We start from the raw sequence: 14,556 nt of genomic DNA, 5'->3' as shown, positions 1-14,556 counted from the left end.
CTCTTTCAGGCCCTCATCGGGCGAGGGTGTCGAGCAGATCCGTCCAGGACCCCGCCGACAGGTCCCGGGTGCTGACGGCGGAGACGGGCAGCGGCCACTCGATCTTGAGCTGGGGGTCGTCGTAGCGGACGGCCAGGTCCTCCGCCGGGTCGTGCTCCCTGTCGATGCGGTAGCAGACGTCCGTCTGCCCGGTCAGCGCCTGGAAGCCGTGCAGGAACCCGGGAGGCACGTAGAGGGTGACGAACGACTCGTCGTCCAGCACGACGGCGTGTCCCCGTCCGAAGGTGGGGGAGCCGGGTCGGATGTCCACGAGCACGTCGTGGATCGCGCCGCGAGCGCACCTGACCAGTTTGGCCTCCCCGCGCCCGGAGCGTCCGTGCATCCCCCTGATCGTGCCCTGCCGCGAGCGCGACTGGCTGTCCTGGACGAAGACGGACGCGTCCAGCCCGTGCTCGGCGGCCACGGCGGCGTCGAACGTCCGGGTGAACAGGCCTCGATCGTCACGATGCGGTGTCGGGACGAAGAGCAGTACCCCTTCCAGAGGCGCTCGCTCTACTCTCAAGGTGGTTCTCCTTCCGAAGGGAGCACGGGTGGATCCGATCGCCGGCGTCGTCATCCCCGCGCACGAGGAGGAAGCGGGTATCGCGGCGGGCCTGGCCCAGCTGCTCAGCGGGGCACGACCGGGGGAGTTCGAGGTCGTCGTCGTCGCCAACGCCTGCACCGACCGCACGGCCGAGGTGGCGAGGGGCGCGGGCGTCCGGGTCCTGGAGACCCCCGAGCCGGGCAAGGCCAACGCGCTGCGCCTGGGCGACGCGGCCTGCCGTACGTTTCCCCGGCTGTACCTCGACGCCGACGTGGAGCTGACCTGCGAGTCCGCGCGGGCACTGGTGGCGGCCCTGGCCGAGCCCGGAGTGCTGGCCTGCGCGCCGACCCCCGGCTGGGACCTCGACGGCGCGGGCCCCGTCGCGAGGAGGCTGCACCGGGTCCACGACGCGCTGGTCGCCCCGAGCCGGGGGCTGGCGGGAGTGGGCTGCTACGCGCTGAGCGAGGAAGGGCACGCCAGGGTCTTCCCGCTGCCCGACGTGATCTCCGACGACGGCTGGGCGCACGCCGGCTTCGCGCCGGAGGAGCGCCGCTCGGTGCCCGGCGCGCGCACCCGCGTCCGTCCGGCGCGCTCGGTCGCCGCCCACCTGCGCCGCCGCGTGCGGGTGCGGCTGGGCAACCGTCAGCTCGCCGAGCTGGGCCGCCCCGTGACCGCGCAGCCGCTGCGGCTGGGCATGCTGGCCGCCCTGGTCCGGCAGCGCAAGGCCGGCCCGCTCGACGCCGCCTGCTACCTGGCCGTGCTGATGGTCGACCGGGTCGCCTCCCGGCTGCGGCGCAACCGGCAGGTGAGCTGGGGCCGCGACACCAGCAGCAGGCCAGCGGTCGGCGCATAGGTCAGGCGCCGGGCTTCGGCAGGACCTCGTAGGTCCTGATCGTGCCGAACGGCGGACCGAGCGGGTCGTTGCGCCGCGTCACGATCGTGCCGGTGTGCTCGAAGCGGCCGGTGCTCAGCAGGTACTCCTCCTCCGCCGGGTTGCCGTAGACCATCCGGACCCGGCGCGGGTTCCTGTCGACCGACACCAGCAGCCGGTCGATGACGTTGCTGAAGATCTGGCCGCGGAACGGGTTGTTGAAGAAGGCCACGGTCACGTCGTCGGGGATGTCGTACTCCAGCACGTCCGAGGCGACCAGCTCGATCTCGCCGCAGCGGCGCCGCACCCGCATGGCGGCCACGTTCTGCCTGGCGATCTCGGTGAGCTGTTCCGACAGCTCCACCCCGATCACCCGCCTGAACGGGTAGGACGCGGCCTGGACGAGGGCGCGGCCCATGCCGGAGCCGAAGTCGATGAACACGTCCTGGCCCGTCACCTCGCGCACGGGCAGCGCCCGCCGCAGCGCCCGCCAGTTCAGCGCCGCGTAGTAGACCCGGTCCTCGCCGGCCAGGCCGATGTCCTCCAGGTCCACCCGTTCCGCCGTGCGCACGCCGTACCTGCGTTCGTAGAGCAGGTTGGCCGCGTTGCGCCGCAACCACGTGTAAGGGTTCATCCACGCTCCTTGAGTGCGGCCTCGTAGGCGGCGACCAGGGCCTTGCTGGAGTGCTCCCAGGACAGCGGCCCGCTCACCCGGGCGCGACCGATCTCGCCCATCCTGCGGCGCTCGTCCGGGTCGTCCAGCAGCCGGGAGACCAGCTTGGCGAACGCCGACTCGTCGTTGGCGGGCGCGTACAGCGCGGCCTCGCCGGCCGACACCCGGCCCTCCCGCAGGTCGAACGAGACGACGGGACGGCCCATGGCCATGTACTCCATGATCTTGTTCATCGTGGAGACGTCGTTGAGCGGGCTGAGCGGGTCGGGCGCCAGGCAGACGTCCGCGGTCGACAGGTACGGCAGCAGACCGTCGTCGCCGAGGCGGCCGGTGAACGTCACCAGATCCGACAGGCCCAGCTCGGCCGTGAGCGCGATCATCGCCTCGTAGGTGTCGCCGTCGCCGATGAACGCCGCGTGCCAGTCGGTGCGGCCCTGCTCGTCGCGGAGTCTGGCCAGGGCGCGCAGCGCGTAGTCGACGCCGTCCTGGGGGCCCATCACGCCGAGGTAGCAGAGCAGGTACGGCTTGCCGCGCTTGAGCGCGGGGTCGGCGGGCACCTCGCGGAAGCGGTCGAGCTGGGGCGCGCTGCGTACCACGAACACCTGCTCCGGCCGCTTGCCGCCGCGGGTCAGCGCGATCTCGCGGTAGCTGTCGTTGGTGGAGATGACCACGTCCGCCTTGCGGTAGGTGCGCCGCTCCAGCCACTTCACGGCTCGGTACAGCCAGTCCTCGCCCCGGCCGAACCGCGACAGGTACAGCTCAGGGCCCAGGTCGTGCTGGTCGAAGACGAACCTGCCTCGGGCCAGCCTGCCGCGGACCAGCAGGAAGAACAGGTCGGGCGGGTTGCACGCGTGGACCACGTCCACCGGGCCGACCCGCCTGGACAGGCGCCAGGTGTGCCAGAGGGCGGCGCTGTACTCGCGCAGGTAGCCGAGCGGCCCGCCGGTGGCGGCGCGCAGCGGGTAGCGGTGGATGGCGACGCCGTCGATCAGCGCGTACGGCTCGGTGTCGCGCTCGGCCCCCTGGGGGCAGATGACGTGCACCTCCCAGCCCGCGTCGCGCAGGACCGTGCTCTCCTGCCAGACCCGCCTGTCCATCGGCACCGAGAGGTTCTCGACCAGGATGAGTGCTCTTCTACTTGGCAAGGCCCACGATTCCCTGATGGGCCCGCCGCCGCTCGGCGTCGGGCAGGCGGACGACTCTTTTCCAAGAAAGAGACGAATGAGTGGTGCGTTGCGCTCTTTCGGTGGCGGGGGCGTGGAATGCCTTTTCCGATAATTCCGGATATAACCCGGCGATCCCGTCTCCCGTCGAGGCGGCGCGTGCCGTGCGGCACGCGGGTCCGCTGATCGTCATGTGACCCCCCGGCTGGTATGTCGGAAACGTCGATTGGAACGTTACGGGCGCTTCCCCAGGGTGCGGCGGAGCCAGGGATTGCGCCTCAGCGACTCCCGTGCCGCCCGCGCCCCCAGCCGCAGCGGGTTCCTGGTGACCAGCCCCTGGCAGACCTCCACCTCGCCGGTCCTGGCCCTGCGCTTGTACTCGTCCTCGCCGCGTCCCAGGTCGATGCGGGTGACGCCGAGTTGAGGGCTGGCCGCCACCAGCTCGCGCAGCAGGATCCAGCCGGGCGCGAGCCGCGCGTAGGCCGGGTCGTACACGGGGAACCACCAGTGCAGCACGCCGCCCGAGCGCAGCCCGAAATGGGCGGCGACCAGGCGCGAGCCCACCCGCAGGGTCGACAGCAGCCCGCCGAAGTCCGGCTCGCGCGTGCGCAGCAGCCGCTGGACCAGCAGCCGCCGCCCCGGCGAGGCGAAGTAGTCGCGCGCGCCCGTCGCCGCGTACTGCGCCCGCTTCAGCGCGATCAACTGCTCCAGGTCGGCCTGGTCGGCCGAGTCCGCCACGAACGTGACCGGACCCTCCTCGCGCTCCGCCCGCGCCGCGCGGCGGCGGGCCTGCCCCATGTTCTCCTTGCCGCTGCGCGACGCGCGGCTGAGATAGCCGCTCAGCCCGCCCGAGGTGTCCAGGTACGGCGAGGGCCGCCGCGTGACGACCCACGGCCCGAACCCCGGGCAGGACTCCAGCAGGTGATCGAACTCGAACGCGCGGACACCCGCGGTGAGCAGGGCCAGCGGGTCGAACGCGGTTCCCGGCGCCAGGATCGGCGCCTGGAAGTCGGCGCCCGGCCAGCCCGCCGGGCGCAGCAGGCCGCCGTCGCGGTGGCACGGCAGCAGCACGTCCAGGCCGTCCCCGACCGCGACGGTGACGGGGGTGCCGCACGCGTGGACCGCCTCGGCGAACGAGGGGTGGAAGTACGGGCTGTCGAGCTGCGGGTTCTTCGCGCGCAGCGTGTGCCAGGCGTCCAGCTCCGCCGTGCCCAGCTCGTCGAACGGCACCAGCCTCATCGTGGACCCTCCAGCGTGGTGATCCGGCGGGACGGCAGCACCAGCGCGGCGAGCGCCGCCCGCGAGGTGCGCCGCCCCGACAGTGCGCGCACGGCCTCGCCCGACACGACGACCAGGTAGTAGGCGAGGGCCGACAGCGGCCCCCTGCGCATCCGGAACAGCCGCACCTTGTTGACGGTGAGCAGCGCGGCCAGCATCGGGTTGACCGCCGAGTCGCCGCCGATGTGCTCGATCACCGAGGCGGGCTCGTACCAGGTGACCCAGCCGCGGTCGGCCGCCCGCAGGCAGAACTCGGTCTCCTCGCTGTAGAGCAGGAACGACTCGTTCCACGGGCCGGTCGCGCGCAGCGCGGCCACGGAGATCAGCATGGCGGCGCCGGTGGCCCAGACCGCCACGCCCGCCCGCTCGTACACGCGCGGGTGCGTGACCAGCTCGCCCAGCCTGCCGATCCGGCCCGCGCGCAGCCCGCCGATCAGCGCCTCCACCACGGCCCGCCAGATGGTGGGCATCCGGCGCAGCGAGGGCTGCAGGCTGCCGTCGGGGTTGAGCATGAGCGGCACGGCGATGCCGCGTCCGGGGGTGAGCGCCCCCGCGAGCGGTGCGATGGACGCGGGCCGCAGACGGCAGTCCGGGTTGAGGACGTAGACGGCGTCCAGCGCGTCCAGGTCGAGCGCCGCGACGCCGGCGTTGACCGCCGCGGCGTACCCCGCGTTGCGCCCGAGCTGGACGACCCGCGCCCCGCCCTTCTCCGCGATGGCCACCGAGTCGTCCGCGGAGGCGTTGTCGGCCACCACGACGTCGGCCAGCTCCACCCCACGGGCGCCGTCCGCCAGCGAGTCGAGGCAGCCGCCCACCACGTCGGCGCTGTTGTAGGTGACGATCACCACTGCGACCCTCATCCGCGGAACCGCTTGTAGACGCGGGCGGCGAGCTTCATGATCCGGTCTCCTCCGTTCAGCACCTGCTCGATCCATCCGGCGTCGAGGTCGTGGACGAGGCTGTTGCGCGCCTGGAGCCAGGCGTCGGGGTCGGCGCGTCCGCTGTCGCTGGTGTAGGCCCTGGTGACCCCGGCCTGCCTGAGCCTGCGCAGCACCCGCCTGTCGTAGGAGCCGAACGGGATCGCCACCCGCGAGACCGGCTGCCCCGTCAGGTCGGCGATGACCCGGTGCGCGTCGGCCAGCTCCTGGACGGCCGCGCGCTCGTCGATCCGCCGCCAGTCGCGGTGCGCCCAGCCGTGCGAGCCGACCGGCATGCCCGCCTTGGCCAGCTCCCTGACCCCGTCGCGGGTGAGCCTGCCCGGCTTGCCGAGCAGGCCGGCCAGCACGAAGAACTCCGCGGTCAGCCCGCGTTCGAGCAGCCTGGGCAGGGCGATCTCGACGTCGGAGGCGTTGCCGTCGTCGAAGGTGATCCGGATGCCCGGGCGGTCGGCGACGGCGTCCAGCACCTGCTCGAACTGGGCGACGCTGACCCAGGTGGCGTCCTCGCCGGGATCGAGCTGGCGGCGGGTTGTCTCTCCGATGCCGTGAACGGTCAGGTTGACGATCGAAGCTCCCATAACCCCCACTTCCAGTCGAGCTCTTGTGTATCGGCCCGCCCTCTGGACCGTTACAGGTTGAGCACCTCCGCCATCAGGCGTTGCAGGTGCAGGCCCCGCCGGACGTCGATGGGGTGGGAGACGCCGGTGCGGACGGCGGCGGCGAACTCGGCGCGGAGGTTGGCCCTGGTCTGGGCGGAGTCGCCGGTGAGGTCGCGGAAGTCCAGCCTGAGCTCGCCATGCGGCCCGTACAGCTCGTAGACGGTGTGCCGGCCGATGCCGGGGATCTTGCCGCTGAGCGCGAGCTGGCTGACCGCCCCGCCCTGGTGCAGGCAGGTGAGGGCGAGGTAGTTCTCGGGGTCTCCCGCCGTCCTGATCTCCTCGATCGGGCCGAGGGCGGTGTCCAGGATGTCCAGGCCGTGCGGGCCGGTGTTGTAGAGGATGCCTCCACGGTCGCGCCACGGGCTGTGCTGGAACGTGCCGTCCAGGAACTGGCCGGTGAGCTGGCAGGCGCGGGCGCCGGTCACGACCAGCTTGTCCGCCTGCGCCAGGAACTCCCGCACCGCCGGACGAAACCGGTTGGTCAGGACGAGCTGCGTCACCACGCCCGCCTCCTCGACGGCCGCGGCGAGCGCGGCGGCGTCGCCGACCGTGAGCGCGACCGGCTTGTCCAGCAGGAGCGCCAGGCCCGCGCGGGCGGCCGTCACGGCCAGGCGGGCCTGCACGTCCGGAGGGACGGCGAAGGCCACGGCCTCGCACGAGCCGAGCAGTTCCGCGTAGTCGCCGCAGGCCGGGACGCCGAACTCGGCGGCCAGGGCGGTGGCTGCCTGGGGGCGTCTCGACCAGACCCCCGCGAGGGTGGTCTCAGGCCCGGCGGCCAGGACGGGCGCGTGGAACGCTCTGGCCCACGGTCCGGCGCCGACGAGTCCCACGGCCACCGGGTTGCACGACAGGTCTGAGCTGGGCACGCACTCTCCCCCGATTGTCGACTGTGCGGCGAATTGCCGTCATATACGGCGAAAAATCATGCCTTTATGGCAATTAGGGACTTCACCAGTCCGGCGACCCTTTCCGCTCTGAGCTGGGAGGAGGGAAACAGGAGGGACATTTCGGCTCTGCCGATGAGTTCGACCTCCAGCGCGTCCCGCAGCGCCGCTTCCTGGTCCGCGGACTTGGTGTGCACGAGCGGCCAGGTCCTGCTGATCCGCGCCCGCATGCTCACGGGCAGGAACTGGTAGAAGGGGAACAGCACGTGCGGCTCGATCGGGAAGTAGCGGTACGGCGTCTGCACCCAGTGGCGCTCCGCCAGCGCGTGCACGGAGTCGGCGAAGGCGCGTCGCCGCAGGTAGCCGCCCACGTGCTCGATGACGGCGTTGGAGAAGACCAGGTCGTACCGGCCGGCCAGGACGTGCTTGGGCAGCTCGCAGGCGTCACCCACCTCGGTGCGCAGCCAGCCCGGAAGGTCCTCGTCGTCGTGTTCGAGGTTGATGACATGGACGCTGGCCGGCCGTACCGGCGCGCGCAGCCAGGCGGTGGCTCTGCCGCCCAGGTCGACGACGTCCATGCGGGGCAGATCGGGAAAACTGCTCACGACCCACTGCCAGCGGCGGGCCCGTGCTTTCGCCGCGAGAGAATCGGGCCCGTCGACAAATTTCTGGCGTAATGGGGATCCCTGTTTCACCGGCTCATCTTCGCCGAAGGGATCCCCAATTTCAATGCATCATTTTGTTTATATGGATTTAACCGTTCAGCTGATGCGCCAGGTGTCTCCACCCATCAGGAGGTCGGCGAGGTCGCCGGCGCCCTTCTGCGCCACCGCCTCGTCGAGCTGCTCGGCCATGAGCACGTCGTAGGCCGGGCGGCTGATCTGGCGGAAGACGCCGATCGGCACGTGCTCGAAGGCCGGCTCGTCCAGCCTGGACAGCGCGAACGCCACCGACGGGTCGGGGTTGTGCGCGTCGTGCACCAGGACCCGGCTCTCGTCGACCTCGGAGCGGGGTACCACCTCGAGCCCGCCGTTCGCGCCCCGCACGACCGCCTTCGACGCGCTCACGATCGGCTGGCCGTGCTCCAGCCTGAGCGTGATGTCGTCGCGGACCTCGGGGTCCTTGAGCTGCTCGAAGGCGTTGTCGTTGAAGATGTTGCAGTTCTGGTAGATCTCCACCAGCGAGGTGCCGCGGTGCGCGGTGGCCTCGCGCAGCACCGACTGCAGGTGCTTGCGGTCGGAGTCGATGGTGCGCGCCACGAACGACGCCTCGGCGCCGATCGCCAGCGAGATCGGGTTGAACGGCTTGTCGAGCGAGCCCATCGGGGTCGACTTGGTGATCTTGCCGACCTCGGAGGTGGGGGAGTACTGGCCCTTGGTCAGGCCGTAGATCCTGTTGTTGAACAGCAGGATGTTCAGGTTCACGTTGCGGCGCAGCGCGTGGATCAGGTGGTTGCCGCCGATCGACAGCGCGTCGCCGTCACCCGTGATCACCCACACCGACAGGTCGGGACGCGACGCGGCCAGGCCGGTCGCGATCGCCGGCGCGCGGCCGTGGATCGAGTGGAACCCGTAGGTGTTCAGGTAGTAGGGGAAGCGCGAGGAGCAGCCGATGCCGGAGACGAACACGATGTTCTCGCGCTTGAGCCCCAGCTCGGGCAGGAAGCTCTGCACCGCGGCCAGGATCGCGTAGTCGCCGCAGCCGGGGCACCAGCGGACCTCCTGGTCGGACTTGAAGTCCTTCAGGGTCTGCTTGACGTCGGTCTTGGGGACGAGCGAGAGGCCCTTCCCGTTCACGAGCTCAGTCACTGTCGATCACGTCCTGGATGACTCCGGCCAGCTCCTCCGCCTTGAAGGGAAGGCCGCGCACGCGGTTGTAGCTGATGATGTCGACGAGGTAGCGGCCACGCAGCAGCAGTGCGAGCTGGCCCAGGTTGATCTCGGGCAGCAGCACCTTGCGGTAGCGGCGCAGCACATCGCCGGTGTTGGCGGGCAGCGGGTTCAGGTGCCGCAGATGCGCCTGCGCCACCTTGCCGCCGCTCTTCCTGACGCGGCGGGCGGCCGCCGCGATCGGGCCGTAGGTGGAACCCCAGCCGATGACGAGCACGTCAGCGTCGCCGTCGGGGTCGTCGACCTCCAGGTCGGGGACGTCGATACCGGCGATCTTGCCGGCCCGCACCCTGACCATGAGGTCGTGGTTGTTGGGGTCGTAGGAGATGTTGCCCGTGCCGTCGGCCTTCTCGATGCCGCCGATGCGGTGCTCGAGGCCCGCCGTGCCGGGGATGGCCCACGGGCGGGCGAGCGTGCCGGGGTCGCGCTTGTAGGGGAGGAACTCGCCGTCGTCACCGTTCGGTGTCGTGGTGAACTCCTGGGAGATGTCCGGCAGTTCGGAGATCTCCGGCAGGCGCCAGGGCTCGGAGCCGTTGGCCAGGTAGCCGTCCGACAGCAGCATGACCGGGGTGCGGTACTTGACCGCGATGCGCGCCGCCTCGATCGCCGCGTCGAAGCAGTCGCTCGGCGACATCGGCGCCACGATCGGCACCGGCGACTCGCCGTTGCGGCCGAACATGGCCATCAGCAGGTCGGTCTGCTCCGTCTTGGTCGGCATGCCGGTGCTCGGGCCGGCGCGCTGCACGTCCACGATGATCAGTGGCAGCTCGGTGGTGACCGCGAGGCCGACCGTCTCCGCCTTCAGCGCCACGCCCGGCCCCGACGTCGTGGTGACGCCGAGCGCCCCGCCGAACGCCGCGCCCAGCGCCGCGCCGACGCCCGCGATCTCGTCCTCCGCCTGGAAGGTGCGGATGCCGAAGTGCTTGTGCTTGGACAGCTCGTGCAGGATGTCGCTGGCCGGGGTGATCGGGTACGACCCCAGGAACAGCGGCAGCTTGGCCTGCACGGACGCCGCGATCAGGCCGTAGGCCAGCGCCTGGTTCCCGGAGATGTTGCGGTAGAGACCGGGAGGCAGCGGCGCGGGCTTCACCTCATAGGAGACCGAGAAGGACTCGGTGGTCTCGCCGTAGTTCCAGCCCGCCTGGAAGGCCGCGATGTTCGCCTTGGCGATCTCGGGCTTCTTGGCGAACTTCTGCTCAAGGAAGGAGATGGTGTGCTCGGTCGGCCGGTGGTAGAGCCACGACAGCAGGCCGAGCGCGAACATGTTCTTGGAGCGCTCGGCGTCCTTCTTGGACAGGTCGAAGCCCTCCAGCGCCGTCACCGTGAGCGAGGTCAGCGGCACCGCGTGGACGCGCCACTCGCTCAGCGAGTCGTCCTCCAGCGGGTTGACCTCATAGCCCACCTTCTGCAGGTTGCGCTTGGTGAACTCGTCGGTGTTGGCGATGATGTCGGCGCCACGCGGCAGATCGCCGAGGTTGGCCTTGAGCGCCGCGGGGTTCATGGCGACCAGCACGTTCGGCGCGTCGCCCGGCGTGAGGATGTCGTGGTCGGCGAAGTGCAGCTGGAAGCTCGAGACGCCCGGCAGGGTGCCTGCGGGAGCCCTGATCTCGGCGGGGAAGTTGGGCAGCGTCGACAGGTCGTTGCCGAACTCCGCGGTACCCGCGGTGAAGCGGTCGCCGGTCAGCTGCATGCCGTCGCCGGAGTCGCCGGCGAACCTGATGATCACACGATCGAGTTGCTGAACCTGCTTGGTCACAGCTCAGTCCTCCTCGACGCGCAGATGCGCGGTCGCTTCTGGCGCGTTCTCTTTTTCCATGCTAGATCCTCGGAAGGTCACGCGTTTGCCAGCTATGCAAAGCGGGTAACGCGGGTGCAGTTCAGGGCAAGACGGGAGAACGACGACACAGCCCTGACGCGAGCCTGCAGAGGTCGACGTGCAAGCGCGCGAAGAGGACGGTTCGGGTCACGAGCGCCAACTATACGTCCCTCCGAGACGAGCGCCGCGTCAGGGAGGTCCCCCCGGCGCGCGGTGTCATCACCCGTAAAGCAGCCCGGGCTGCGGGCCGGTTCCGCCGTGAATGTCGGGAACGGTGACGAAGGTGTAGCCCTTCCCGCGAAGCCGTTCGATGATCTCCGGAACCGCGTCGACAGCCGCGCGGCGGACGTCGTGCATGAGGATGACCGCCCCCGGATGAGCCCCCTCGACCGCCCTGTCCGCGATCTCCTTCGCACTGCGCGCCTGCTGGTCTCCGGTGTCGACGTCCCAGGTCACGAGGGCCAGACCCAGCTGCTTGGCGATGTCCGTCAGACCGCTGCCGATCGCGCCGTACGGCGGGCGGAGGAGCGTCGGAGCCTGGCCGGTGGACGTCCTGACCGTGTCCTGGGTGCGGCGCAGCGAGTCGGTGATTTTGCTGGTCGCGGCCTTGGACAGGTCCCGGTGGTTCCAGCTGTGGTTGCCCACGAGGTGGCCCTCGGCGGCCATCCTGCGCAGCAGGTCCGGCTGGGCGGCCGCACCGCTTCCGACCACGAAGAACGTCGCCCGGGCGGCGCCCGCGCGCAGCTCGTCGAGCAGTCTGCCGGTGTTGGGGCCGGGGCCGTCGTCGAAGGTCAGCGCGACGCACTTGGCCCTGTCGCAGTCGACCGTGCCGGGGGCGTCGCTGGGGGCTTCGGGAGTGGGGAGGGGCGTCTCTTTCGTGCGTCCTTTGGATACCGTCGGCGCCCCTTCCGGTGCCGCCGACCCCTTCTCGGGGGCCTGGGGGGTTCCTTCTCCCGGTGGCCGCGGCGCTGCTTTGGATATCCCGGAAGTTCCCTTGGAGATCGGGTTCTCTCCTGAAGACCCGGCCGGCGGGCTCTGGGACTCGTCTTCCAGGCCGGTCTGCGGCGCGCTCCCGGGGATGGCCGGGGGCGCGGCCGCGGCTGCCGCGCTGACGGCCTGCTGCGCGCGGCGTCCCGACTCCGACAGGAGCGGCTCCGCCTGCTGGCTGGGGACGGCGACCGCGAGGCGGCCGAGCGAGCACGCCCCGATCTGGCAGTCGTCGAACTCCACCACCAGATCGCCCGAGCGGTTGAAGGCCAGCGCGTCGAACTCGTCCCGGTCGGCCTTCACCTCGTTCCTGTCGACCTGGGGGCCGCGCTCGCGCAGCTGCTCCCTGACGAGCTCGGTGAGGTCGCGCAGCGCGTCCTGCCCCTTGAGCAGGCCGGTCGAGTCGAACGCCTTGCCGGTCTGCCCGTCGTACCAGAACGTGCGGATGGAGTTGCCCCATCCTCCCTTGTGGAACTCGCTGGTGCGCATCCGCACGCCGGCGATCCCGCCGGAGGCGGCGGCGAGCTGCCACTCCACGTTCAGCTCCGGGCGGGGCGGCGCTTCGCCGGCGCCGGTGGTGCCGCGGAAGCCGCGGAGCTGCCGCTCGGCCTCGGTGTGCAGGGCCGCGCTGAGCTGGGGTGCGGCCGCGAGCTCCGGATAGCTGACGTGCACGTAGCGGGGGGCGGAGTCGCCCTCGGTCAGCGTCCTGACCGTCAGGCCGGGCACGGACGCGGGATCGACGAAGTAGAGCATCGTCGGATCTCCGGGGACCGTGAGGTCCCGATGGGGGGAGGCGGCGCCCAGGCTGCAACCCGCGACTGAGACGGCCAGCAGCACGATTCCTCCAAAGAATCGGCTTTTGTGCATAAAAGTCAGGTTAAGTCGGTGATCTAGGCTTTTGCCCCGATTTGGGGTTATGGGGTCCGAGGTTTGACTGGGTTACGATCGCGGTATGGACGGCTACTTCGGGTCCTATCTGCTGGTCGCCGCGCTGCTCGCGATCGGGGTCGCCATCGTGGCGGGAGCCCTCCTGGCCAACCGCCTCCTCCGTCCCACCAGGCCCACGCCTGACAAGCTGACCACCTACGAGTGCGGCGTCGATCCCGTCGGCGAGGGCTGGGCCCAGTCGCAGGTCCGGTACTACGTGTTCACGTACCTGTACGTGGTCTTCGCCGTCGACGCCGTCTTCCTCTTCCCCTGGGCGACGATCTTCTCCGCCCCCGGCTTCGGCCTGACCACCCTCGTGGAGATGTTCGTGTTCCTCGGCTTCATCGCCCTCGGCATCCTGTATGCCTGGCGCAAACGCGTCCTGACCTGGACCTAGGCAGGGCGTTCCGGGCGAGGCAGGAGCGCCGACCGCAGGCCGACGGCGCACCAGGACGCGGCGATCTGGACACTCAGCTGGGCCTGGCGGATGATCTAGATCATCGATATGGCTTCTGTCACACTCTCGGCCATGCCGACCGAAAAGCCGTGTCCGAAGTGCGGTGTCGCCGTCGTCAAGGACGGCCGCTACCCGTCCTGGTGCCCGTCGTGCGAGTGGAACCTGCCCGCGCGTCCGCGCAGGCGCCGTCTCGGCGTGATGCTCGCGGACCGGCTGACGGCAGGGCTGCACGCCCAGGTGCTGAAGACGGGCGTCGAGCTGGTCGGCGGGGGGTTCGCCCGGGTCGCGTCGTCGTTGCTGGCCGCGCTGATCCACCTGCTCACCCTGAGCGCGGCGGTCGCGGGCGTGTGGGTCGCCGTCCTCGTGCCCAACGTCGTCGGATTCGCCCTGGGCGCGCTGTTGCTGGGGGTCGCCTGGCTGATGCGTCCGCGGCTGGGACGCCTGTCGAAGAAGGCGCCCGTGCTCACCAGGGAGTCGGCGCCGCGCCTGTTCGGCCTGCTGGACAGGGTCGGGGCCGAGGTCGGCGCGGACAGGGTCGACGCGGTCCTCGTGTGGCCCGCGTTCCAGGCGGCCTTCGCGCAGCTCGGCCTGCGCGGCACGCGGGTGCTCTTCCTGGGCGCTCCTCTCTGGGCAGTCCTGGAACCCCAGGAACGCGTCGCGCTCCTCGCGCACGAGCTGAGCCACTCCAGCAACGGTGACTGCAGGCATGGCCGGTTGACGAGCACCGCGATCAGCGCGCTCTACGCGGTCCAGGACGCCACCCGCAGCACCGCGAAGACCGGGGAGGACACGGTGGAAGCCGTGCCGGAGAGCATCGCCAGCCTGCTGGCGATCGTGCTGGTCGCCGTGATGCGGCTGGCCGGGATCGTGATCGGGCTGCTGAGCATGCTCCTCGTCATGATCACGGCTCGTTCCTCGCGGCAGGCGGAGTACGTCGCGGACGAGCGGGCCGCCCGTGTGGGGTCGTCCGAGGCCGCCGCCGGCATGCTCGACAAAGTCGTGACCGCGCCCGTCGATCTCAACGACCTGAGCTGGCTGGCGGCCTCGCTCGGCACGTCGGTGTGGCAGCGGCTCCGCGACATGCAGGCGAAGGTGCCCGAGTACGAGCTGGAGCGGCGGCGCCGGCTGTCGGCGAGGGAGGTCAGGCACGTCGCCGACTCCCACCCGCCGCTCGACCTGCGCGTGGAGTTCGTGCGGTCACTGCACTACGACGCGCCCGCCGTGCGGTTACGCGACAACGAGGACGAGGCCATCCAGGCGGAGCTGGACCCGTTGTTCACGGCCATCGCGACAGAACTCGGCGAGGCAAGACGAGCGGCCTCCTATGCCTAACCTTGCCTGACCCATACCGGAGAATGTCCTTTTTGCCTGCTGCGTGACGCAGGGGAGAAGAAGTGATCCTTCTGCTCCTCCTGTGATCCACAAGGTGAG

At 70.6% G+C, this 14,556-nt stretch carries 15 protein-coding genes; 3 read left to right on the top strand and 12 right to left on the bottom strand.

Features of this window, described 5'->3' with window-relative positions:
* Nucleotides 1-13: 13 nt before the first annotated feature.
* Nucleotides 14-562: a dTDP-4-dehydrorhamnose 3,5-epimerase family protein gene (locus tag ABT294_RS07840; RefSeq protein WP_350804316.1), complete on the bottom strand. Its 549-nt coding sequence runs from the start codon at nt 560-562 to the stop codon at nt 14-16.
* Between the two features lie 28 nt (nt 563-590).
* Here ABT294_RS07840 and ABT294_RS07835 point away from each other — a divergent pair, with 28 nt between their 5' ends.
* Entirely contained in the window at nt 591-1,436 is an 846-nt protein-coding gene (locus ABT294_RS07835; RefSeq protein WP_350804315.1) for a glycosyltransferase, read from the top strand.
* Between the two features lies 1 nt (nt 1,437).
* On the opposite strand, the gene ABT294_RS07830 is transcribed toward ABT294_RS07835, so the two are convergent.
* The 11 genes from ABT294_RS07830 to ABT294_RS07780 form a co-directional block, all read right to left on the bottom strand.
* A complete protein-coding gene (locus ABT294_RS07830) occupies nt 1,438-2,088 on the bottom strand; it encodes a class I SAM-dependent methyltransferase (RefSeq protein WP_350804313.1) in 651 nt (216 codons plus the stop codon).
* Entirely contained in the window at nt 2,085-3,272 is a 1,188-nt protein-coding gene (locus ABT294_RS07825) for a glycosyltransferase family 4 protein (protein WP_350804311.1), read from the bottom strand. The genes ABT294_RS07830 and ABT294_RS07825 overlap by 4 nt, the downstream gene beginning before the upstream one ends.
* Nucleotides 3,273-3,524: 252 nt before the next feature.
* On the bottom strand, nt 3,525-4,529 hold the full coding sequence (locus tag ABT294_RS07820; RefSeq protein ID WP_350804310.1) for a GNAT family N-acetyltransferase: 1,005 nt from the start codon (nt 4,527-4,529) through the stop codon (nt 3,525-3,527).
* Complete coding sequence (locus ABT294_RS07815) at nt 4,526-5,428, bottom strand: glycosyltransferase family 2 protein (RefSeq protein WP_350804309.1); 903 nt, start codon at nt 5,426-5,428, stop codon at nt 4,526-4,528. The genes ABT294_RS07820 and ABT294_RS07815 overlap by 4 nt, the downstream gene beginning before the upstream one ends.
* A complete protein-coding gene (locus ABT294_RS07810; protein ID WP_350804308.1) occupies nt 5,425-6,084 on the bottom strand; it encodes a polysaccharide deacetylase family protein in 660 nt (219 codons plus the stop codon). The genes ABT294_RS07815 and ABT294_RS07810 overlap by 4 nt, the downstream gene beginning before the upstream one ends.
* Nucleotides 6,085-6,134: 50 nt before the next feature.
* Nucleotides 6,135-7,031 carry a Gfo/Idh/MocA family protein gene (locus tag ABT294_RS07805; RefSeq protein ID WP_350804307.1) on the bottom strand — a complete coding sequence of 299 codons (897 nt, stop codon included), beginning with the start codon at nt 7,029-7,031 and terminating at the stop codon, nt 6,135-6,137.
* Between the two features lie 56 nt (nt 7,032-7,087).
* Nucleotides 7,088-7,654 carry a class I SAM-dependent methyltransferase gene (locus ABT294_RS07800; RefSeq protein WP_350804306.1) on the bottom strand — a complete coding sequence of 189 codons (567 nt, stop codon included), beginning with the start codon at nt 7,652-7,654 and terminating at the stop codon, nt 7,088-7,090.
* A 156-nt stretch (nt 7,655-7,810) separates the two neighbouring features.
* Nucleotides 7,811-8,857: a 2-oxoacid:ferredoxin oxidoreductase subunit beta gene (locus ABT294_RS07795; protein WP_350804305.1), complete on the bottom strand. Its 1,047-nt coding sequence runs from the start codon at nt 8,855-8,857 to the stop codon at nt 7,811-7,813.
* Nucleotides 8,850-10,694, bottom strand: a complete 1,845-nt coding sequence (locus tag ABT294_RS07790; protein ID WP_350804304.1) for a 2-oxoacid:acceptor oxidoreductase subunit alpha — start codon at nt 10,692-10,694, stop codon at nt 8,850-8,852. The genes ABT294_RS07795 and ABT294_RS07790 overlap by 8 nt, the downstream gene beginning before the upstream one ends.
* 121 nt (nt 10,695-10,815) lie before the next feature.
* Complete coding sequence (locus ABT294_RS07785) at nt 10,816-10,905, bottom strand: putative leader peptide (RefSeq protein ID WP_350804302.1); 90 nt, start codon at nt 10,903-10,905, stop codon at nt 10,816-10,818.
* Nucleotides 10,906-10,973: 68 nt separating this feature from the next.
* Entirely contained in the window at nt 10,974-12,608 is a 1,635-nt protein-coding gene (locus tag ABT294_RS07780) for a polysaccharide deacetylase family protein (protein WP_350804300.1), read from the bottom strand.
* 85 nt (nt 12,609-12,693) lie between these two features.
* Between ABT294_RS07780 and ABT294_RS07775 the strand changes: the two genes are divergently transcribed.
* Nucleotides 12,694-13,065 carry an NADH-quinone oxidoreductase subunit A gene (locus ABT294_RS07775; protein WP_350804299.1) on the top strand — a complete coding sequence of 124 codons (372 nt, stop codon included), beginning with the start codon at nt 12,694-12,696 and terminating at the stop codon, nt 13,063-13,065.
* 132 nt (nt 13,066-13,197) lie between these two features.
* On the top strand, nt 13,198-14,457 hold the full coding sequence (locus tag ABT294_RS07770; RefSeq protein WP_350804297.1) for a M48 family metalloprotease: 1,260 nt from the start codon (nt 13,198-13,200) through the stop codon (nt 14,455-14,457).
* The last annotated feature ends 99 nt before the right edge of the window (nt 14,458-14,556 follow it).

The organism is Nonomuraea sp. NPDC000554 (assembly GCF_040300065.1).
Taxonomy (GTDB): Bacteria; Actinomycetota; Actinomycetes; order Streptosporangiales; family Streptosporangiaceae; genus Nonomuraea.
The sequence above is the reverse complement of the archived record's forward strand: the minus strand, read 5'-3'. Positions and strand labels throughout refer to the sequence as shown.